The organism is Micromonospora sp. NPDC023966, from assembly GCF_040639095.1.
Lineage (GTDB): Bacteria > Actinomycetota > Actinomycetes > Mycobacteriales > Micromonosporaceae > Micromonospora.
Window position 1 is genome coordinate 47,669 of sequence record NZ_JBEZZJ010000002.1, and the last position, 20,776, is coordinate 68,444.

A 20,776-nucleotide genomic window follows, 5' to 3' on the forward strand; every position below is an offset into this window, starting at 1 on the left:
GCGGAAACTAGCGCTGGAAGTTTTGACGCTACTCCGGACCGGCAGCCGGTTCCAGAGGGGTGACCGTCCGGGCGTACTCGGCGGCGAGGCCGTGCAGCAACGCGTCCAGGCCGAGGGTGAACGCGCCCTCGTCGACGCTGCGCTGGTGGCCGCGGAGCCGGTGGGCCTGGTTGAGGTGCGGATGGGCGGCGTACAGCTCCGGGTCTTCGACGAAGCCGCGGGCGAACGAGCCGAGCGCCGAGCCGGCCACGAAGTAGCGCAACGCGGCGCCGATATGGGTGGCCCGGGCCGGCGGCCAGCCCGCCCGGACCAGGGCGCCGTAGACGGCGTCGGCCATGGCCAGCGCCGCCGGCCGGCGTCCGGGCCCCTGCGCCAGGTAGGGGACGATGTTCGGGTGCGCGGCCAGCGCCTCCCGGTAGGACCGGGCCCAGCGGCGCAGCGCCTCGACCCAGTCGTACCGGTGGAAGACGCTGACGTCGACACTCGCGGTGACGCTGTCCGCCACCGCGTCGAGGATCTCGTCCTTCGTGGCGAAGTGGTTGTAGAGCGAGGGACCCTGCACGCCCAGCGCGGCGGCCAGCCGGCGGGTGGAGAGCGCGCCGAGGCCGTCGGCGTCGATCAGCGCGAGCGCGGTCTCGACGATCCGGTCGCGGTTGAGCAGGGCCTGCCGGGGACGGGGCACCTCAGACCACCCACGCCGGGCCGACGCCCGCGCCACGCGCCCCTCGCCGGTCGAATCCCGCCACGCCGCCTCCCCCGTCGGAAACACCTGCTCACGCACCCTAGTCGGGACGCGGCCGGGGAGCCTCGTCGCGACGGTCGAAGGAGGGGTCTGGACGGATGAAAACTTACACCGCTAGTTTAAGAGCGACCGCCGCCGCCCGCGGCGGTCCACCGCACGCCGACCGAGGGAGCATCGTGGACTTCGCACTGTCCGACGAGGAACGGGCCGTCCGGGACACCGTGCGCGCCTTCGTCACCCGCGAGGTGCTGCCGCTGGAGCAGGAGGTGCTGCGCCGCGAGCGCGCCCACCAGCCCGGCCTGGACCGCTCCGAGCTGCGCGAGTTGCAGCTCAAGGCCAAGAAGTTCGGCTTCTGGGGCCTGGCCACCCCCGAGGAGTACGGCGGGATGGACCTCCCGGCGGTGCTCCAGTCGCTGATCTGGACCGAGCTGGGCCGCTCCTTCGTGCCGTTCCGTTTCGGCGGAGAGGCGGACAACATCCTGTTCCACGCCACCGAGGAGCAGAAGCGCGAGTTCCTCCTCCCCACCATCGAGGGTGAGCGGATCTCCTGCTTCGCGATCACCGAGCCGGGCGCCGGCTCGGACGCGGCGAACATCAAGCTGCGCGCCCGCCGCGACGGCGACGACTGGGTCCTCGACGGCGAGAAGACGTTCATCACCAACGGCAACGACGCCGACTTCGCCATCGTGGTGGCCGTGACCGACCCGGAGAAGGGCGCCCGCCGCGGCGGCGCGACCGCGTTCCTCGTGGACCGGGCGATGGGCTGGCGGTCGGAGTTCATCCAGACCATGGGCGAGGGCGGGCCGGCGTCGCTGATCTTCGACGGCGTACGCGTGCCGCACCGCAACATCCTCGGGGAGATCGGCCAGGGCTTCACGCTCGGCATGGAGTGGATCGGCAAGGGCCGTTACACCATCCCCTCGCACGCCATCGGCATCGCCGAGCGGGCGCTGCAGATGGCGATCGACCACGCGAACACCCGTGAGACCTTCGGCGCGAAGATCGGCACCAACCAGGCGATCCAGTGGATGATCGCCGACTCGGAGACCGAGCTGGAGGCGGCCCGCTGGCTGGTGCTGCGGTCGGCGTGGACGGTCGACCAGGGGCTGGACCCGCGGCACGCCTCGTCGATGGGCAAGCTCTACGGCGCCGGCATGGTCAACCGGGTGGTCGACCGGGTGCTCCAGATCCACGGCGGCATGGGCTACACCCGGGAGCTCCCCATCGAGCGCTGGTACCGGCAGGTCCGGCTGTACCGGATCTTCGAGGGCACCGACGAGATGCAGCGCCTGATCATCTCCCGCGACCTGCTGCGCGGATACACGAAGATCGGCGGCCATCTGGCCTGAGCGGGCCTCCCTCAGCCGGTCAGCGCCGCGACGGCCCGGTCGACGTCCTCCTCGGTGGTGTAGAGGTGGAACGAGGCCCGGACCCGCCCGGCGCGGACCGCCGCCCGCACCCCGGCCCGAGCCAGCCGCTCCTGCGCGTCCGGCACCTCGACGGTGACGATCGCGCTGTCGCCCGGCGGCCGGCCCAGCCCGGCCAGGAACCGGTTGGCCAGCGCCACGTCGTGGTCGCGCACCGCGGGCAACCCGATCTCGGCCAGTAGTTCCAGGGCGGGCGCCGCACCGACGTAGCTGAACCAGGCCGGCGAGATGTCGAAGCGCCGGGCGTCGTCGGCCAGCCGCAGCGGCGGGCCGTAGTAGGACGACTGGGGGTCCTGGCCCGCGTACCAGCCGGCCGCGTCGGGGCGCAGCCGCTCCCGCAGGGCCGGGGCCAGGTAGGCGAACGCCGCGCCGCGCGGGGCCATCAACCACTTGTACGCCGCCACCGCGACCACGTCGGCGCGCGCGGCGTCGAAGGGCAACCAGCCCGCGGCCTGCGTGGCGTCCACCGCGACGAGGGCGCCGTGCGCCCGGGCCGCCGCGACGATCGTCTCATACGGCGCGACGGTGCCGTCCGAGGACTGCACGAGGCTGAACGCGACCAGATCGGTGTCGGCGTCGATCGCGTCGACCAGGCCGGCCAGCGGCACGGTGCGGACCCGGACCCCCCGCTCCTGCTGCACCAGCCAGGGAAAGAGGTTGGACGTGAACTCCACCTCCGGGACGACCACCGTCGCGCCCGCCGGCAGCGCGGCGGCCACCGGGGCGAGCAGTTGCGAGGCCGTGCTGCCGATCGCCACGTCCGCCGGGGCCACCCCGACCAGCCGGGCGAACGCCGTGCGGGCGCGGCCGACCGACTCGCCCCAGCCCTCGAAGGAGACCCGCCCGGCCCGCCAGTCGGCGAGCACGTCCTGCACCGCCGTCCAGGCCGGCTCGGGCGGCAGCCCGTAGGTGGCGGTGTTCAGCCAGCCGGGCTCCGGCTGCCACAGCTTCTGCGCCTGCTCCAGGTCCATGCCACCGACGCTAACGATCATCGTCGGCGAACGGGACGGCCAATTCCCGGGCGGCGGCCTGCCGATGCCGGACCGCGCAGGCCTGGACCCGGTCGAGCCGCCGCGCCGACGGGCCGGACCGGCGGGGCAGCAGATCAGTGATCCGAACGGCGCCCGGCCGGAGTTCCGGCGCCCGACGGCGGATGATGCGGCCCGATCCGGGAACCCCCCTGCGTCTGTCCCGGTCCCGGTGGGACAGCTGCCACGGCCACGGCCGTCGCGTCGCATTCAACCCACTCTTGGCAGGAAGGTGCGGAAATGGCCAGGCTGGCGGCACTGGACCCGCGGCACACCGTTGCTCCTTCCGGATACAGCCGCTGGCTCATCCCGCCGGCGGCGCTCGCGGTGCATTTGTGCATCGGACAGGTCTACGCGACCAGCGTGTACAAGAACTCGCTCATCGCCCGGTTCGATGTCGGCCAGACGGCCATCGGAGTGATCTTCAGCATCGCGATCGTGATGCTCGGACTCTCCGCGGCGGTCGGCGGCACGTGGGCCGAGCGCAGCGGACCCCGCAAGACCATGTTCACGTCCGCGTGCTTCTGGGCGGCAGGGTTCCTGATCGGGGCGCTGGGCATCGCCACGGGACAACTCTGGCTGCTCTACCTCGGCTACGGCGTGATCGGCGGCATCGGGCTCGGGATCGGCTACATCTCGCCCGTCTCCACCCTGATCAAGTGGTTCCCGGACCGGCCCGGTCTCGCCACCGGCCTCGCGATCATGGGCTTCGGCGGCGGCGCGCTGCTCGCCAGCCCCGTGTCGAAGCAGCTGCTCTCCTTCTACGACCCTGACTTCGACCCGGCCAAGGCGGGGGCGGTGGCCTCGAGCCACGCGCTCGTGGGGCTCTTCCTCACGCTCGGCGTCGGCTACTTCCTGATCATGATGTTCGGCGTGTTCAACGTCCGGGTGCCCCCGCCCGACTGGCGCCCGGCCGGCTTCGACCCCGCCTCGGTCGCGACCAAGCCCCTGGTCACCAGGGCGAGCGTGTCCGCGGCGAACGCCATCCGCACGCGCTCGTTCTGGCTGCTCTGGATCGTGCTCTTCACGAACGTGACCGCAGGCATCGGCATCCTGGAGCAGGCCGCCCCGATGATCCAGGACTTCTTCCGGGACAACGGTGTATCGGCCGTCTCGGTCGCCGCGGCGGCGGGCTTCGTGGGCCTGCTGTCGCTGTTCAACATGGCCGGGCGGTTCGTGTGGTCGTCGACGTCCGACATCATCGGCCGTAAGCCGATCTATGTGGTCTACCTCGGCCTCGGCATGGTGCTCTACACCCTGCTCGCGGTGACCGGACACAACGCCACCGCACTGTTCGTGATCCTTGCCGGCCTCATCATCTCGTTCTACGGTGGCGGTTTCTCCACCGCCCCCGCCTACCTGCGCGACCTGTTCGGCACCCACCAGGTCGGCGCCATCCACGGCCGGCTGCTGACCGCCTGGTCCGCCGCGGGCGTGGCCGGACCGCTGATCGTCAACGGGATCCTGGACGCGCAGGGTAAGCCGGGCACGCTCACCGCCGCGTCGTACCGACCGGCGCTGTTCACCATGGTCGGCGTACTTGCCGTCGGATTCATCGCCAATCTGCTGATCCGGCCGGTCCCGGAACGTTTCCACGAACCCGACACCGGCGGAGCCGTTCCGGTGGCGCCCGCCGAGAAGACCGACCCGGTCGCGCTGAAGCCGGAGAGCCGACCCGCGGCCCAGGCCGTGGGCCCGCAACGGGCCCGCCTCTGGATATCGTGGGCGCTGGTCAGCGTGCTGCTCGGCTACGGCATCTGGCAGACCGTCACCACAGCGGCGAAGCTCTTCACCGAGTGATCCGCGCCCGCCAGGGATCCGCCGCCACCGGGCGACCGATGGCGGCGGATCCTGGCGTCACCGGGCGCCCGGCTCAGACCGGCGCGTCCGACATCCCGGCGGGCTGCCGCGCGGGCTCCTCCGCGGTCTCCCCGTCGGCCGACGGCTCGTCCTCGTCCAGCATGGTCGCCTCGTCGAACGGGCGCTCGCCGCTGAGCACGGCCGCGGCCTGTGCCCGGTCGAACTCGCCGGTCCAGGTGCCGACCAGCACGGTGGCCACCGCGTTGCCGGCGAAGTTGGTCAGCGCCCGGGCCTCGGACATGAACCGGTCGATGCCGACGATCACCCCGACCCCGTCCACCAGGTCCGGGCGGTGCGACTGGAGGCCGCCGGCCAGGGTGGCCAGGCCGGCGCCGGTCACCCCGGCGGCGCCCTTCGAGGCGATGATCATGAAAGCCAGCAGGCCGATCTGCTCGCCGATCGCCATGGGCTTGCCCAGCGCGTCGGCGATGAACAGCGCGGCCATGGTCAGGTAGATCGCGGTGCCGTCGAGGTTGAAGGAGTAGCCCGTCGGAACGGTGATGCCGACGACCGGCTTGCTGACGCCGAAGTGCTCCATCTTGGCGATCAGCCGGGGCAGCGCCGACTCGGACGACGAGGTGGACAGGATCAGCAGGAACTCCCGACCCAGGTAACGCAGCAGGGAGAAGATCGAGATTCCCGCCACCAGGCGCAGCAGCGCGCCGAGCACCACGATCACGAAGATCAGGCAGGTGGCGTAGAAGCCGAGCATGACCTGGGCCAGGCTGGTCAGGGCGTCCACGCCGGTCGCGCCGACGAGCGCGGCCATCGCGCCGAAGGCGCCGATCGGGGCGGTCCACATGATCATCGCCAGCACCTTGAAGACGAGGCGCTGGATCACCTCGACGGCTCGCAGCACCGGCTCACCGCGGTGGCCCATGGCCTGGACGGCGAAGCCGGCCAGCAGGGCGACGAGCAGCGTCTGGAGCACCGAGCCCTCGGTCAGGGCGGAGAACAGCGAGGTCGGAATGACACCGAGCAGGAACTCGACGGTGTCGCCGCTCTCGCCGCCGGCGGCCGCCTTGCCCGCGTCGGCCACCTCCGGGCCGAGGTCGAGGCCCGAGCCGGGGTGGATGATGTTGCCGACCACCAGGCCGATGGCGAGCGCGACCGTCGACATGAGCAGGAAGTAGCCGAGCGCGAGGCCGCCGACCTTGCCGACCCTGGCCGCCTGCCGGACGGAACCGACGCCGAGGACGATCGTGCAGAAGATGACCGGGCTGATCATCATCTTGATCAGGTTCACGAAGCCGGTGCCCAGCGGCTTCAACTCCTTGCCGACCTCGGGCGCGACGAGGCCGACCACGATGCCGGCGACAACGGCCGCGATGACCGCCAGGTAGAGGTACCGGGTCCGGTCCCGGCGGACGGGCCGGGCGGCCGCGGGGGTGGGTGAGGTGGTGGTGTCCATGCCCCACAATGTGACGCCGGTCTCAGCGCACGGCACGCTTGCGTTCATTCTGTTCATCCCCGTCACTCGCGGCCGAAAGCGGACCGGGCGGCTGCGCCAGACTTGCGGGACGACCGGGGCGAGAGGAGGGAATCCGTGGCCCGACGCCAGTGGAGCATCGCGGGGCAGCTCTTCGCCCTCCAGGCGGTGGTGGTGACGCTGCTCGTGCTGGCCGGCGCGGCCGGCGCCGTCTGGCTGGCCCGCAACGACTCCCACCAGGCCGCGAAGGACGAGGTGCTGGCCGTGGCGCAGGCCGTCGCCGGCTCCCCCAACGTCCGCGCGGCCCTCACCGCCGCCGACCCGCCGGCCACCCTCCAGCCGTACGCGGAGGGCACTCGGGTGGCCACCGGAACGGACTTCGTGGTGGTGATGGCCCCGGACCGGACCCGCTACTCGCACCCGAACCCCACGCTCATCGGGCAGCCGTTCATCGGCGACATCGGCCCGGCGCTCTCCGGCGAGCCGTTCACCGTCACCAACGTCGGCACGCTCGGCGAGTCGGTGCGCGCGGTCGTCCCGGTCTACGACGGCGAGCACCGGATCATCGGGCTGGTCTCGGTGGGCATCACCACCCGGGCGATCAACCGGAAGCTGCTCGCCCAGGTGCCGGTGCTGCTCGGCGCCGCCGCACCCGCCCTGGCCCTCGCGGCCACCGGGTCCTGGCTGCTCAGCCGTCGGCTCCGCCGGCAGACCCACGGCCTGGGGCCGAGCCAGATGACCCGGATGTACGAGTACTACGACGCGGTCCTGCACTCCGTCCGCGAGGGGCTGCTGGTGCTGACCCGGGACCGCCGGGTGGCGCTGGTCAACGACGAGGGTCGCCGCCTGCTCGGGCTGGCCGACGACGCGGCGGTGACCGACCGCCCGGTCAGCGGGATCGACCTGCCCCCGGCGGTGGCCGAGCTGCTCGACTCCGGCCGGGACGCGCACGACGAGCCGATCCTGGCCGGCGACCGGGTACTCGTGGCCAACCAGCGGACCACCCGCTTCGACGGCGCGGTGCTCGGCACCGTGCTGACCCTGCGCGACCAGACCGAGCTGCGCAACCTGGCCAGCGAGCTGGACTCGGTCCGCGCCCTCACCGAGGCGTTGCAGGCGCAGAACCACGAGTCGGCGAACCGGCTGCACACCGTGCTCACCCTGGTGGAGCTGGGCCGCACCGACGAGGCGGTCCGGCTGGCCACCCGCGACCTGGCCCTCGCCCAGCAGCTCACCGACCGGGTGGTCGGGGCGGTGACCGAACCGGCGCTGGCCGCCCTGCTGCTCGGCAAGTCGGCGCAGGCCGGCGAGCGCGGCGTGGATTTGGTGATCGAGCCGGACTGCCGGCTCGACGACAGCCCGCTGCCCACCACCGACCTGCTCACCGTGGTCGGCAACCTGGTCGACAACGCCCTCGAGGCGGTCGCCGGCACCCCGCCGCCGCGCCGGGTCCGGGTCCTCGTCGGCACGTCCGAGGACGAGCTGGTGGTCCGGGTCGGCGACAGCGGCCCCGGGCTGGACCCCGACCGGGTGGCGGACGCGTTCCGGCGCGGCTGGTCCACCAAGAGCGCCGGCCGGGGGCTCGGCCTGGCGCTGGTCGGGCAGGTGGTCCACCGGCACGGCGGCGCCTCGGAGGTCGTCCGCACCGACGACGGGGAAACCGTGTTCACCGTCCGGCTGCCGATTCCGCGGGGGGCCCGATGAGCGACGTCCGGGTGCTCGTGGTGGAGGACGAGCCGCTGCTGGCCGAGGCGCACCGCGCGTACACCGAACGGGTGCCCGGCTTCGTGGTGGTCGGGGTGGCGCACACCGCGCGGGACGCGATGGCCGCGCTGCGCGAGCGCGGCGGCGCGGGCGTCGACCTGGTCCTGCTCGACTTCCGCCTGCCCGACCTGCACGGCCTGGACGTGTGCCGGGCCCTGCGGGCGGCCGGCAGCAGCGTGGACGTGCTGGCGGTGACCTCGGCGCGGGACCTCGCGGTGGTCCGCACCGCGGTGTCCCTCGGGGTGACCCACTACCTGCTCAAGCCGTTCACCTTCGCCGCCTTCCGCGACAAGCTGGAGCGGTACGCCGAGTACCGGCGGCAGGCCCTCGCCGACGGCGAGGTGGCCGCCCAGCACGAGGTGGACCGGATGTTCGCCACCCTGCGCGGCGCGACCCGGCACACGCTGCCCAAGGGCCTGGACGAGCAGACCCTGCACGCCGTGCTGGCCGCCCTGGGCGACGGCGGGCTCTCCGCCACGGAGGTGGGCCGGCGCACCGGGATCTCCCGGGTGACCGCCCGGCGCTACCTGGAGTACCTGGTCTCCGCCGACCGCGCGGTCCGCGCGCCCCGCTACGGGACGCCGGGACGCCCCGAGGTGGAGTACCGGCCGACCTGACGAAGGGTGGATCCGGTGGGGCAGGATCACGACGGGCGGCGCCCGCCGCGCATCCACTCCGGAGGCCGTCGATGATTCTCGAGATCCGCACCTATCGCCTGAGGCCCGGCACGATCGACGAGTTCGTCCGGGTGATGAGGGAGGAAGCCGCGCCGCTGCTCGGCCGCTTCGGCATCCGGGTGGTGGCCGCCGGGGCGTCCCTGGCCGGGGAGGACGGCCACGAGGAGGCGTACCTGATCCGGGGTTTCCCGTCCCTGGCGGTGCGGGACGAGCAGGAGGCGGCCTTCTACGGCAGCGACGCCTGGCGGGACGGCCCCCGCGACGCGATCCTGTCGCGCATCGAGAGCTACCACACCGTCGTTCTGGAGACCTCCGACGCCGCCGCGGACGTGCTGGGCGGCCACCGGCCCTGAGCCGCCCGGGCTCGCCGCGGCGGCGGGTCAGCTCACGTTGGCCGGGCCGAGGACGCTCTTCAGGTCGCCCATCAGCGCGGTGGTCGGTGCCACCCGGAACGGGCCGAGGCGCAGCGTGGTGACCTTGCCGCCGTTGAGCAGCTTGACGTGCACCTCGGTGTCGCCCGGGTGCAGCACCAGGGTCTCCTTGAGCTTCTCGACCAGCGGCGGCGTGCAGCGGTGCACCGGGATGGTGAGGGTGACCGGCTTGTTCGCCGGGTTGCTGCTGATGTCGGGCATCTGCATGTCCATCGCCATGATCCGCGGCGTGTCGTCGCGGCGGTCGACCCGCCCCTTCACCACCACGATGGCGTCCTCGGCGATGTACTGCCCGATCACCTCGTAGGTGTTGGGGAAGAAGAGCGTCTCCACCCCGCCGGCCAGGTCCTCCAGCGTGGCCGAGGCCCAGGCCCGGCCCTGCTTGGTGACCCGGCGCTGCACGCCGGAGAGGATGCCGGCCAGGGTGACCACCGCGCCGTCGGGCACGGTGCCCTCCTCCGACAGCGCGGCGATGGTGGTGTCGGCCGCCGCGCCGAGCACGTGCTCCAGGCCGAAGAGCGGGTGGTCGGAGACGTAGAGGCCGAGCATCTCCCGTTCGAAGGCGAGCTTGTCCCGCTTGTCCCACTCGCTCTCGCCGATGACCGGCATGACCGTGGTGCTGCCGCCGCTGTCCGCGTCGCCGAAGCCGGCGCCGAACAGGTCGTACTGGCCGACGGCCTCCTTGCGCTTGACGTCGGCGTACGCGTCGATGGCGTCGGCGTGCACGGCGAGCAGGCCCTTGCGGGTGTGCTTCAGCGAGTCGAAGGCGCCCGCCTTGATCAGCGATTCGATGGTCTTCTTGTTGCAGGCCACCGCGTCCACCTTGGACAGGAAGTCGTAGAAGTCGGCGTACTCGCCCTTCTCCTCCCGGCAGCGCATGATCGCGGCCACCACGTTCGCGCCGACGTTGCGCACCGCGGCCAGGCCGAACCGGATGTCCTCGCCGACCGGGGTGAACGGCCCGGCCGAGGTGTTGACGTCCGGTGGGAGGACCTGGATGCGCATCCGGCGGCACTCGGAGAGGTAGAGCGCCATCTTGTCCTTGTCGTCGCCGACGGAGGTGAGCAGCGCCGCCATGTACTCGGCCGGGTAGTGCGCCTTGAGGTAGGCGGTCCAGTACGACACCAGGCCGTACGCGGCGGAGTGCGCCTTGTTGAACGCGTAGCCGGCGAACGGGACGAGGACGTCCCACACCGCCTGGATGGCCTGGTCGGAGTAGCCGCGCTCGCGGCAGCCGTCCCGGAACGGGATGAACTCCTTGTCGAGGATCTCCTTCTTCTTCTTGCCCATCGCCCGGCGCAGCAGGTCGGCCTGGCCGAGCGTGTAGCCGGCGAGGATCTGCGCCGCGCGCTGCACCTGCTCCTGGTAGACGATCAGGCCGTAGGTGGGGGCGAGGATCTCCTGCAGCGGCTCCTCCAGCTCCGGGTGGATCGGCGTGATCTCCTGGAGGCCGTTCTTGCGCAGCGCGTAGTTGGTGTGCGAGTCCACACCCATGGGGCCGGGCCGGTAGAGCGCCAGCACAGCGGAGATGTCCTCGAAGTTGTCCGGCTTCATCAGCCGCAGCAGCGAGCGCATGGGCCCGCCGTCGAGCTGGAACACGCCCAGGGTGTCGCCGCGGGCGAGCAGTTCGTAGGCCGACTTGTCGTCCAGCGGCAGGCCCAGCAGGTCCAGCTCCGTGCCGTGGTTGAGCTGGATGTTCTTGACCGCGTCGTCGATGATCGTGAGGTTGCGCAGGCCGAGGAAGTCCATCTTCAGCAGCCCGAGCGACTCGCAGGTCGGGTAGTCGAACTGCGTGATGATGACGCCGTCGGCGTCCCGCCGCATCAGCGGGATGTGCTCGATGATCGGCTCGGCGGACATGATGACGCCGGCGGCGTGCACGCCGGTCTGCCGGATCAGGCCCTCGATGCCCTTCGCGGTCTCGATGACCTTCTTGACGTCCGGGTCGGACTCGTAGAGGCCGCGGATCTCACCCGCCTCGGCGTAGCGCGGGTGCTTCGGGTCGAAGATGCCGGAGAGCGGGATGTCCTTGCCCATCACCGCCGGGGGCATCGCCTTGGTGATCCGGTCGCCCACCGCGTACGGGTAGCCGAGCACCCGGGCCGAGTCCTTGATCGCGGCCTTCGCCTTGATGGTGCCGAAGGTGGCGATCTGCGCAACCTTGTCCTCGCCCCACTTGTCGGTGACGTAGCGGATCACCTCACCGCGCCGGCGCTCGTCGAAGTCGATGTCGACGTCCGGCATCGAGATGCGCTCGGGGTTGAGGAACCGCTCGAAGATCAGGCCGTGCGGGATCGGGTCCAGGTCGGTGATGCCCAGGGCGTACGCGACCAGCGAGCCGGCGGCCGAGCCGCGGCCCGGGCCGACGGCGATGCCCTGGCTCTTCGCCCACTGGATGAAGTCGGCGACCACGAGGAAGTAGGACGGGAAGCCCATCTGGATGATGACGCCCAGCTCGTACTCCGCCTGGACGACGTGCCCCTCCGGGATGCCGTTCGGGAAGCGGCGCTCCAGCCCCTTGAACGTCTCCTTGCGGAACCAGGACTCCTCGGTCTCCCCCGCCGGGATCGGGAACCGCGGCATCAGGTTGTGGAACTCGAACATCCCGGCCGGGTCGACCTTCTCGGCGACCAGCAGGGTGTTGCGGCAGCCCTGCTGCCACAGCTCGGACGAGTCGACCGCGCGCATCTGCTCGGCGGACTTGACGAAGTAGCCGCCGCCCTCGAAGCGGAACCGGTTGGGGTCGGCGACGTTGCTGCCGGTCTGCACGCAGAGCAGGACGTCGTGCGCCTCGGCCTGCGTCTCGTGGGTGTAGTGCGAGTCGTTGGTGACCACCGGCGGGATGTCGAGCTTGCGGGCGATCTCGGTGAGCCCGTCCCGGACCCGGCGCTCGATGTCGAGGCCGTGGTCCATGATCTCCAGGAAGTAGTTGTCCTTGCCGAAGATGTCCTGGTAGGCGGCGGCGACCTTGAGCGCCTCGTCGAACTGGCCGAGCCGCAGCCGGGTCTGCACGGCGCCGGACGGGCAGCCGGTGGTGGCCATGATGCCCTCGGCGTGCTCGGCGATCAGCTCCATGTCCATCCGGGGCCACTTGACGTAGTGGCCCTCCATGGAGGCGCGCGAGTTGAGCTTGAACAGGTTGTGCAGGCCGTCCCGGTTCGCCGCCCACATGGTCATGTGGGTGATCGCGCCGTTACCGGAGACGTCGTCGCTCTTCTGCTCCGGGCGGCCCCACTTGACCCGCTGCTTGTGGAAGCGCGACTCCGGCGCCACGTACGCCTCGACGCCGAGGATGGGCTTGACCCCGGCGGCCATCGCCTGCTTGTAGAAGTCGTTCGCGCCGTGCATGTTGCCGTGGTCGGTGATCGCCACCGCCGGCATGCCGAGCCGCGCGGCCTCGGCGAAGAGGTCCTTGAGCCGGGCCGCCCCGTCGAGCATCGAGTACTCGGTGTGTACGTGCAGATGCGCGAACGAATCGCCCATGCGTGGCGCCCCCCGGGGTGTGGATCAAGGCTGGGTCGGAGTCGACCGACCCACCCTACCGAGGCGATCCGGCGGGCTCCATCGTCCGCGCCGAGGGTGGCCCGGGTCTCTCCGTCCCGATGGTGCTGGCGCACACGATGCTGTATCGCTTGCGCATGGTGTGTGACACACACTATCGTGTGGTGCATGGTGAGCGAGGAGGTCCTTCGGACCCATCTCCAGGAGCTACGGCGCGGCACGGTGGTGGTGGCCAGCCTGGTCGCCCTGCGCCGGCCCGACTACGGCTACGCATTGCTGCAACGGCTGGCCGCGCACGGCTTTCCGGTCGACGCCAACACCCTCTATCCCCTGCTCCGGCGGCTGGAGGAGCAGGGGCTGCTGACCAGCGAGTGGAACACCGAGGAGAGCCGGCCGCGCAAGTTCTACCGCACCAGTGACGAGGGCGAAGCGGTGCTGGGCCGCCTCCTCGACGAACTGGGCGCGGTGCAGACGTCCGTCACCCAGCTGATCGAAGGAGTGGACCGATGAGTTCCCTGACCGACCGTTATCTGGCGGCCACGCTGCGGGCCGTGCCGACGCAGCGCCGAACGGAACTCGCCGACGAGCTGCGCGCCTCCATCGAGGACATGATCGACGACCGGGCCGCCGGCGGGCAGGACCGCGGCGCCGCCGAGCGGGATGTGCTCACCGAGCTGGGCAACCCCGAGCAGCTCGCGGCCCGCTACACCGACCGCCGCCTCCAGCTCATCGGCCCGCGCTACTTCCTGGTTTGGTGGCGGGTGCTGCGGCTGCTGCTCACCTTCATCCCGGCGATCGTCGGCGTGGTGACCGGCGTGGTCAAGGCGACGGTCGGCGGCGAACCGGACGCGGCGATCGGCGCGGGCATCGCGAGCGGCCTGCAGACCGCGGTGCAGATCGCCTTCTGGGTGACCCTGAGCTTCGCCGTGCTGGAGCGCACCGACACCTCGCTGAAGCTGCCCAAGTGGACGGTCGACCAACTGCCGGAGGAGACCCGGGAGCGGCAGGTCACCCTGGTCGACGCCGGCGCCTCGATCGTGTTCCTGCTCACCACCATCGCGATCCTGCCCTGGCAGCACTTCCAGCCCTGGCTCTCCGGGGACGGCTCGCGGCTGCCGATGATCGACCCGGCGCTCTGGAGCTTCTGGCTGCCGGCGCTGATCGTGGTGCTGGTCGCCACCATGGGCCTGGAGATCGCGAAGTATCGGGCGGGCCGGTGGACCTGGCCGCTGGTCGCGGTCAACGCCGTGCTCAACCTGGCGTTCGCGGTGCCGCTGGTCTGGCTGCTGCTCACCGACCGGCTGCTCAACCCGGCGCTGATCGAGCGGTTCGCCTGGCTGCGCGAGGGCGGCGCGGAGGACGTGGCCCAGATCGCCACCGTGGTGACCGCCGTGGTCGTGGTCTGGGACGTGATCGACAGCGCGGTCAAGGCCCGTAAGGCCGCCGACTGACCGCACGCCGCCGGCCGGCGCGCCCTCCCTCACGAGGGGCGCGCCGGCCGCTTCGCGGCAGGGCTCAGGCGCGGGCCGCCAGGGCCCGCCACTCCCGGGCGAGCAGGGCGTAGACGGCCTCGTCGGTCCACTCGCCCTTGACGAACTCGTTCTCCCGCAGGTGGGCCTCGCGGCGCATGCCGAGACGCTCCAGCACCCGGGCCGAGGCGGTGTTGCGGGCGTCGAGCCGGCCGACGATCCGGTGCAGCCCGAGGCCGTCGAAGCCGAGCCGCAGCAGCTCCCGGGCCGCCTCGGTGACGTACCCCCGGCCGGTGTGGTCGGGGTGCGCCACGTAGCCGATCTCGCCCTGCCGGTGCTCGCCGCTGGTCCAGCTGAGCAGCACGTCGCCGACGAACTCGCCGGTCTCCGGCAGCACCAGGGCCAGGTTGAGCACGTCGCCCGGCGCGCGCAGTGCGGTGCGGCGCACCATCCGGTCAATCGCCGCCCGGGCGGCGGCGTCGTCGTAGGGCTCGTGGTAGAGGAACCGGCAGACCTCGGGCCGGCCGCGGTAGTCGCGCAGGACGGCCAGGTCGGCGGGGGTGAAGGCGCGCAGCAGCAGGCGATCGGTGCGCAGCGGCAGGTCGGGGACGAGCATGCCGGCAGGGTACGGGCGCGGGGGCCGGCCGGTCAGCCGGGTTTCCCGGCGATCCCGTGCTGCACGCCGGGGGGTTGCGTCGGCTGCCGGACTCGTCCGGGCTGTTCGGGCGGTGGTCGGCATAGCCTGGAATCCCGCCCCACCGGCGAGCACTGGACGAGCTGATGCCTCTCCCGGACGGTACCGACGAGCTGGCCAGGTCGGCCGCGCGCGGCGACCGCGACGCCCTCGACGCGCTGCTGGTCGCCGTGCGGCCCGAGGTGCTGCGCCAGTGCGCCCGCCTGCTGCCCCACCGCCAGGACGCCGAGGAGGCCTGCCAGGACGCGCTGCTGGCGCTGGCCCGGGGGATCACCCGGTTCGAGGAGCGGTCGTCGTTCCACACCTGGCTGTACCGGCTCACCGCCAACCGGGCGCGCTCCACCTACCGGGTGCTGCGCCGACGCTGGCAGCTGGAGGCCGGCGGCGTGCCGCTGCCCGACCCGCCCGATCCCCGACGGACCAGCGTGGTGGCGGGCACCCGGCTCGACCTGCTCGACGCGCTCGACGCCGTCCCGCCTGACCTGGCCGAGGCGGTGACCCTGCGGGACGTGCTCGGGCTGAGTTACCGCGAGATCGCCGGCCTGCTCGGCCTGCCCGAGGGGACCGTGAAGTCCCGGATCCACCAGGCCCGCCGGCAGGTGCGACAGCGGATGTCCGATGGCTGAGCCGCCCCGCCGGTGCCGCCGGCGTGCCGCCGCGACCCCCGCCCTCGCCGCCGTCGTCGTCCTCGCGGGGGCGCCGGCCTGCGCCGACCGCCCGGTCTCGCCGCTGCCGGTCCGGCCGCCCGCGGCGGCGGCGAGCACCGAGGCCGCCGCCGCGCCGTCCACCTCCACCGCACCCACCCCGGAACCGTCGACGGTCACGCCGCTGAGCCGGCGCCCCGCGCCGCCCGCGGCGACCCGGAGCCGAACGGCCCGGCCGGCCACCTCGGCGCCGACCGCGTTGCCGAGCGCGTGTCTCGGCGCGGTCCGCTACGACCTGGTCCTCGCCGAGACCGAACTGGCGCTGGTGAAGTCGCTCTGTTTCGCCACCGGCGGGGTGCTGCGCATCCGGGGCATCGGGCCGGGTCAGGTCAGCGTGGACCGGGAGGACCTGGTCTCCCGCAGCTACGAGGCCGGCGTGGTGGACATCCGGTTCGTGCGGGCCGGCACCGTCGTGGTGACGATCCCGCAGGACGGCCGGACGTACCCGATCACGGTGGTGGTGGTCTGACCGGGCGGCCTACCCAACCCGGACCCCGGCGAGCAGGGCGTCGACGAAGCCCGGGCCGCTGCCCGTCGGCGGGGTGAGCTGCACGTAGAGCACGCCGGCCGGACCGGGGGCCCGCCCGGCGGCCTCGACGATCACCGGCCGGGCGCCGGGGCAGGCGAACGCGGCGACGATCCAGTCGACACCGCCCTGCCGGGTGCGCCGCACCGGCGCCGCGGCGCAGTCCGCGTGCGGGCGTTCGGCCAGGAAGCCCTCCGGGGTGGTGCGGCGGGCGGTGCCAGCGGAGAGGCCGACGAAGGCGCCGGGCACGCCCGGATCCGCCGCCCAGCGGCCCGGGTCCGGGGACACCACGAGCGCCGGCTCCAGCTCGCCGTCGTCGCCGTACTGCCCGGCCCAGCCGGTGCCGTCGGCCCGCCAGCCGGCCGGCAGGGCGACGGTGAGCGGCCCGCTGCGCCCCGCGGCGCCGGCCGGGCTCCGGGTTCCGGCATCACCCGCCGCCGCACCCAGCACGACGAGCACCAGGGCGACCGCCCCGGCCGGGACGAGTCGACGTCGGTCCGGCGGCCGGTCCGGCCGCGGCGGCCGGGACGCACCGTCGGCGGGGGTCGCCGCGGCGCGGCGGAGTGCCGCCCGGAACGCGGCCGCGTCCGGATAGCGGCCAGCCGGGCGGGCGGCGGTGGCCGTCCGGAGCACGGCGGCCACCGCGGGCGGCACGCCCGCCCGCAGCCGCGGCAGCTCGGGGCCAACCCGCCGGTCCTCCCGCGGACCGCCCCGCACGGCGTCGCCGAGCAGCGTGAGGCCGAGGCGGCCCAGCCCGAACACGTCCGCGCGGGTGTCGACGACCGCGAGCGGGTCGTCCTGCTCGGGCGCCATGTAGCCGGGGGTGCCCGCCCGGGCGGTCAGCCCGGAGGCGGCGGCGAGCGCCTTGGCCAGCCCCAGGTCGGCGATGAGCACCCGTTCGGCGCCCGGCCCCGACCGGAAGAGGATGTTGCCCGGAGTGAGGTCACGGTGCACGATGCCGTGCCGGTGCAGCACCGCGACCCCCGCCGCGATCTCGTCGAGCAGCGTCACGGCCGCGGCCGCGGGGAGCGGACCCCCCGCCAGCCGGTCCCGGAGGCTGCCGCCGTCCGCCCAGGCCAGCACTGCGTACGGGCGGCCGTCGGGAAGCTCGCCCACGGCGTGCACCCGGACCAGGCGGTCGTGGTCAAGCCGGCGCAGCAGCCGGGCCTCGTCGAGGAAGCGTTCCCGCACCCGCAGGTCGTGGCACCAGTTCTCGGCCAGCACCTTGATCGCCACCCGGCCGTCGAGCACCGGGTCGTACGCGAGCCAGACCGTGGCGAACGACCCCGCCCCGAGCAGCCGCTCCACCCGGTAGGCCCCGATCCGCGTCGGCGCGGTCATCGCATCACCTCCGGGATGGCCACCCCGGCCGCCGTTCCCTCGACGGTAGACGCCGCAGCCGGCCGGCGGCACTCCCGGCGGAGTCGACCGGCGGCCCCGCGCCGGAGGGTCGGAAACCCGACGAACCGAACCGGCCGGGCCGGAGACCAACAGGGCAGGAGAACCGAACGGAAGGAAACCCGTCATGAACCGACTCTGGTCCATCGTCCTCACGGGACTGCTGGCCCTCACCGCCGTCGTCCCGGTGACCGTCGCCTCCCCGGCCGCGGCCGGTGTGCCGGCGACCCGGGCGACCGCCGACCCCGCGCCGGTGGGCGGTCCGGCGGCCGCCGCGGCGGTCGAGGTGCTCAGCGTCCGCGGCGCCGGCCCGTACCGGATCGGCGCCCGGCTCGACCGGCTCGCGGCGGCCGGCCTGATCGACTGGACGGCGCCCGGGTGCGCCGGGATGCTGCACGCCGGCGCCACCGGGGCCTGGGCCGGGGTGATCCTGCTGGCCTTCCGGGACGGCCGGCTGGTGTCGGTCGGCACGGCCACCGTCCCCAGCTCCCCGGCCGGCGCATCGGTCGGCATGTCCTTCGCCGAACTGGAGCGCATCTACGGGCGGCGCGGCGCGCTGATCCGCAACGATGCCGGGAACGCCGAGGCGTACCTGGTCCGGTTCGGGTCCCGGGTCGAGCTGTTCACCGGCCACCCGATCCGCCCCGGGGTCGGCTACTTCGAGGCCGGGCCGGCGTCCTACGTGGAGCGCGGCTTCCGACAGGGCCCGTCCTGCTGAACTCCGGTTCGGGCACAACCGGGCGCCGGGCGACCAGGTCGCCCGGCGCGACCGGTACGCATCGTGGTCGAGGTCGGCCGACCGAGGTCACGACCACTCGGAGACGGTGGACGAGACGGAATTACCACCGTCCCGGCGGGGCGGTAGCGTGACATGATCTGTGCGAGGATCGCCAGCCATGAGTGCCGACCCGACGTACCTGCACGCCCTCGCCGGCGAATGCGTGGACCTGGTCTCCCGGCAGTTCGGTCGCCGGCTGGACTGGTCACCCGAGAGCCTGTCGACGCTCGACGAGGTGTGCGCCGACCTGCTCGCCGACGGGCCGCTCGCCGAGGAGCGCCTCGACCTGTGGTGGCAGCTGATCGGCGCCTACACGGGCGAGGTCGTCATCCGGGCCTACGCCGGCGAGTGGGTCGAGCACGAGATGTCACGCGGGGCGCCGGCGGTCGCGGCGCTCGGCGTGTCCGGGTTCCCGTTCGGGCTGGCCGCCCGGGTCCTGGACGGTGAGCCGCACAAGAGCCTCGCCTCGTTCGTGCACGCTCTGCCGGCCATCGTGGAGCGCACGAAGAGCGACTGACCCAGGCGGCCGGTTCAGCGAGCCGCCGGGTACGGAAAACGCGCCGCCGAACCGACGCATGGTCGGCTCGGCGGCGCGTCCGGCGACCTCAGCCGACCGCGGCCATGACCTCGTCGGAGACGTCGGGGGACACGGGATCACAACCGCCCTCCCCGGGGTGCCGCCCAAACTGAACGGCCCCGGCGCGGTCTGGCAACCGCCCGGGGCCCTGGCCGGGAGGTACCCCGACATGCAAACCCTAACCCCTGCCGCCGCCCTTGCGGTGGACGCTCTCACCCCGCTCCGCCCCCGTAACCGCCGTGAGGCTGCCGCCCTGCTGGCGGGTTGGGCCCGCCGGGACACCCTGACGCCCTCTGACGTTGCCGCCGTGCTGGCGACCTTCCGGGCCCGTGGCGGTGCCCGATGAGCCAGGCTGTTAAGGCTGCCCTGTTGGCGTCTAAGGATCTCCGCCCCAATGAGCGGCTGGTGCTGGTCGCCATTGCCGCCCACACCAACCGGGAGGGCCAGGCGTGGCCCTCGGTCCAGACCATCGCGGACTACTCCGGGGTTAGCCCTCGGACCGTTCACCGCGTGCTGTCCCGGCTAGTCGCCGTTGGCCGCCTGGTCGTGAGCAAGGTTGCCGGGATCGCGTCGAACGTCTACCGGCTGGTTGTTGACGCTGTGACGCCCACGGGCCCGGGGTCTGCCATTCCGGGCCCTGACACTGCCAACCAGGCCGCCGGGTCTGCCACGGATAGCGGGAAGTTGGCACGGGAAGCTCTTGAAGATCAATCTAAGTTGAAGGGTCGCGCTGGCGCGCTCCGCCGATTCCTCCCCGGAGCCAAGAGCAACAACCCGCAGCAGCAGCGGCAGCCGTACGGGTACCCGGAGCGGCGTGGGGCCGCTCTGCCGGTAGCTGACAGGGCGGAGCAGTGCCCCAGCCACCGGGGCAGCCCCCGGGGCAACTGTGGCCCGTGCCGCTCTGAGGCCCTGGCCGGTGGCCGTTGAACGCCCGTAGGTTCGCCAGCATGGCTGGCACCGTGGCGGTAACCGTGATCGCCGCCGTGGCCTCGTTCGATCACATGCGGGTGGTTGCCGAACGGGCCGGTCAGCCGGCCCTGTTGGCCGCTCTGCTCCCGTTCTCCGTCGATGGCCTCACCCTGGTTGGGGCCCTGGCCCTTGGTGACGGTAGGCGTAGCCGCTTCACGGCTTGGGTTGCGTTCATCCTCGGCGTGTCCGCCAGCCTCGCGGCCAACGTGATTGCTGCTCCGCCCGGCGTAGTGGCCCGCGTGGTGTCTGCCTGGCCCGCCGTGGCGTTGCTGGTGCTGGTTGAGGTACTGGCCCGTTCCGGGAAGCGGACCCCCGATGTTCCGGCGGAAGTAGCGGGAACCGTTGTGGCACAACGGGAAACGGCCCCGGAAGAATCGACGCCTGACGAATCCGCGGTGACCCCCACGGACGGCCCCAGCGGGCCCGTGCCCCCGGAAGGTGTGAAGCCCCGGAGGGTTCGCCGCCCGGTGGCGGAAACCCGCCGCCTGGCCGCCGCCATGCTGGCGGAACCTGGCACCACCCGGGAAGGTGTGGCTTCCGCACTCGGGGTGACTCCCCGGAGGCTGCGCCAAGTCCTGAACGTCGCCGGGTAGGTGTACGGTCCCGCGCCATGGGTGCTCTCAAGCCGTGGCACGTTGCCGTGCTCTGTTGTGTCGTGTCGTCAGCCGTGCTCGTCGGCGGTCTGGTCTGGCTCCTAGTTAAGAGGGCCAACCGCCGGTAGCGCGGGAGGGTTGCACAGCACAGGAGGTTTACGCAGTGAGAGTCGTACAGGACTCCGCCAACGTCTTTGTCACGTACGTTG

At 72.6% G+C, this 20,776-nt stretch carries 19 protein-coding genes; 13 read left to right on the forward strand and 6 right to left on the reverse strand.

Going from position 1 to position 20,776, the window contains the following annotated elements:
* Window positions 1-28: 28 nt before the first annotated feature.
* The gene (locus AB0F68_RS04335) at window positions 29-682 is read right to left on the reverse strand and encodes a TetR/AcrR family transcriptional regulator C-terminal domain-containing protein (protein ID WP_357332937.1); all 654 of its coding nucleotides are present in this window, start codon (window positions 680-682) and stop codon (window positions 29-31) included.
* A 236-nt stretch (window positions 683-918) separates the two neighbouring features.
* Here AB0F68_RS04335 and AB0F68_RS04340 point away from each other — a divergent pair, with 236 nt between their 5' ends.
* Complete coding sequence (locus tag AB0F68_RS04340; protein ID WP_357332938.1) at window positions 919-2,091, forward strand: acyl-CoA dehydrogenase family protein; 1,173 nt, start codon at window positions 919-921, stop codon at window positions 2,089-2,091.
* Between the two features lie 11 nt (window positions 2,092-2,102).
* Here the strand turns inward: AB0F68_RS04340 and AB0F68_RS04345 are convergent, their stop codons facing one another.
* Window positions 2,103-3,140, reverse strand: coding sequence for an aminotransferase class V-fold PLP-dependent enzyme (locus AB0F68_RS04345; protein WP_357332939.1), 1,038 nt, complete (start codon window positions 3,138-3,140; stop codon window positions 2,103-2,105).
* A gap of 297 nt (window positions 3,141-3,437) precedes the next feature.
* On the opposite strand from AB0F68_RS04345, the gene AB0F68_RS04350 reads away from it, so the two are divergent.
* Window positions 3,438-4,997: an OFA family MFS transporter gene (locus AB0F68_RS04350; protein WP_357332940.1), complete on the forward strand. Its 1,560-nt coding sequence runs from the start codon at window positions 3,438-3,440 to the stop codon at window positions 4,995-4,997.
* 73 nt (window positions 4,998-5,070) lie between these two features.
* Here AB0F68_RS04350 and AB0F68_RS04355 read toward each other — a convergent pair whose 3' ends face one another.
* Window positions 5,071-6,468 carry a cation:dicarboxylase symporter family transporter gene (locus AB0F68_RS04355; protein ID WP_357332941.1) on the reverse strand — a complete coding sequence of 466 codons (1,398 nt, stop codon included), beginning with the start codon at window positions 6,466-6,468 and terminating at the stop codon, window positions 5,071-5,073.
* A 135-nt stretch (window positions 6,469-6,603) separates the two neighbouring features.
* Between AB0F68_RS04355 and AB0F68_RS04360 the strand changes: the two genes are divergently transcribed.
* The 3 genes from AB0F68_RS04360 (at window position 6,604) to AB0F68_RS04370 (ending at window position 9,280) form a co-directional block, all read left to right on the forward strand.
* On the forward strand, window positions 6,604-8,190 hold the full coding sequence (locus AB0F68_RS04360; RefSeq protein WP_357332942.1) for a sensor histidine kinase: 1,587 nt from the start codon (window positions 6,604-6,606) through the stop codon (window positions 8,188-8,190).
* Window positions 8,187-8,867 (forward strand): response regulator, encoded by a 681-nt coding sequence (locus tag AB0F68_RS04365; RefSeq protein WP_357332943.1) that lies wholly within the window; start codon window positions 8,187-8,189, stop codon window positions 8,865-8,867. Before AB0F68_RS04360 ends, AB0F68_RS04365 begins: the two co-directional genes overlap by 4 nt.
* A 71-nt stretch (window positions 8,868-8,938) precedes the next feature.
* Window positions 8,939-9,280: an NIPSNAP family protein gene (locus AB0F68_RS04370; RefSeq protein ID WP_357332944.1), complete on the forward strand. Its 342-nt coding sequence runs from the start codon at window positions 8,939-8,941 to the stop codon at window positions 9,278-9,280.
* 27 nt (window positions 9,281-9,307) lie between these two features.
* Here AB0F68_RS04370 and dnaE read toward each other — a convergent pair whose 3' ends face one another.
* Window positions 9,308-12,841, reverse strand: a complete 3,534-nt coding sequence (gene dnaE / locus AB0F68_RS04375; protein ID WP_357332945.1) for a DNA polymerase III subunit alpha — start codon at window positions 12,839-12,841, stop codon at window positions 9,308-9,310.
* A 186-nt stretch (window positions 12,842-13,027) separates the two neighbouring features.
* Here dnaE and AB0F68_RS04380 point away from each other — a divergent pair, with 186 nt between their 5' ends.
* Window positions 13,028-13,369, forward strand: coding sequence for a PadR family transcriptional regulator (locus tag AB0F68_RS04380; RefSeq protein ID WP_357332946.1), 342 nt, complete (start codon window positions 13,028-13,030; stop codon window positions 13,367-13,369).
* Window positions 13,366-14,310, forward strand: coding sequence for a permease prefix domain 1-containing protein (locus tag AB0F68_RS04385; RefSeq protein ID WP_357332947.1), 945 nt, complete (start codon window positions 13,366-13,368; stop codon window positions 14,308-14,310). The genes AB0F68_RS04380 and AB0F68_RS04385 overlap by 4 nt, the downstream gene beginning before the upstream one ends.
* Before the next feature lie 64 nt (window positions 14,311-14,374).
* On the opposite strand, the gene AB0F68_RS04390 is transcribed toward AB0F68_RS04385, so the two are convergent.
* The gene (locus AB0F68_RS04390; RefSeq protein WP_357332948.1) at window positions 14,375-14,944 is read right to left on the reverse strand and encodes a GNAT family protein; all 570 of its coding nucleotides are present in this window, start codon (window positions 14,942-14,944) and stop codon (window positions 14,375-14,377) included.
* A gap of 164 nt (window positions 14,945-15,108) precedes the next feature.
* Between AB0F68_RS04390 and AB0F68_RS04395 the strand changes: the two genes are divergently transcribed.
* Window positions 15,109-15,648, forward strand: a complete 540-nt coding sequence (locus AB0F68_RS04395) for an RNA polymerase sigma factor (RefSeq protein WP_357332949.1) — start codon at window positions 15,109-15,111, stop codon at window positions 15,646-15,648.
* On the forward strand, window positions 15,641-16,195 hold the full coding sequence (locus tag AB0F68_RS04400; RefSeq protein ID WP_357332950.1) for a hypothetical protein: 555 nt from the start codon (window positions 15,641-15,643) through the stop codon (window positions 16,193-16,195). The genes AB0F68_RS04395 and AB0F68_RS04400 overlap by 8 nt, the downstream gene beginning before the upstream one ends.
* 9 nt (window positions 16,196-16,204) lie before the next feature.
* On the opposite strand, the gene AB0F68_RS04405 is transcribed toward AB0F68_RS04400, so the two are convergent.
* Window positions 16,205-17,593, reverse strand: a complete 1,389-nt coding sequence (locus AB0F68_RS04405) for a serine/threonine-protein kinase (RefSeq protein ID WP_357332951.1) — start codon at window positions 17,591-17,593, stop codon at window positions 16,205-16,207.
* Between the two features lie 184 nt (window positions 17,594-17,777).
* Here AB0F68_RS04405 and AB0F68_RS04410 point away from each other — a divergent pair, with 184 nt between their 5' ends.
* The 4 genes from AB0F68_RS04410 (at window position 17,778) to AB0F68_RS04425 (ending at window position 20,567) form a co-directional block, all read left to right on the forward strand.
* Window positions 17,778-18,368, forward strand: coding sequence for a hypothetical protein (locus tag AB0F68_RS04410; protein WP_357332952.1), 591 nt, complete (start codon window positions 17,778-17,780; stop codon window positions 18,366-18,368).
* Between the two features lie 178 nt (window positions 18,369-18,546).
* Entirely contained in the window at window positions 18,547-18,945 is a 399-nt protein-coding gene (locus AB0F68_RS04415) for a hypothetical protein (RefSeq protein ID WP_357332953.1), read from the forward strand.
* Between the two features lie 402 nt (window positions 18,946-19,347).
* Window positions 19,348-19,932: a helix-turn-helix domain-containing protein gene (locus AB0F68_RS04420; protein ID WP_357332954.1), complete on the forward strand. Its 585-nt coding sequence runs from the start codon at window positions 19,348-19,350 to the stop codon at window positions 19,930-19,932.
* A gap of 20 nt (window positions 19,933-19,952) precedes the next feature.
* Window positions 19,953-20,567 (forward strand): DUF2637 domain-containing protein, encoded by a 615-nt coding sequence (locus tag AB0F68_RS04425; protein ID WP_357332955.1) that lies wholly within the window; start codon window positions 19,953-19,955, stop codon window positions 20,565-20,567.
* Window positions 20,568-20,776 lie beyond the last annotated feature (209 nt).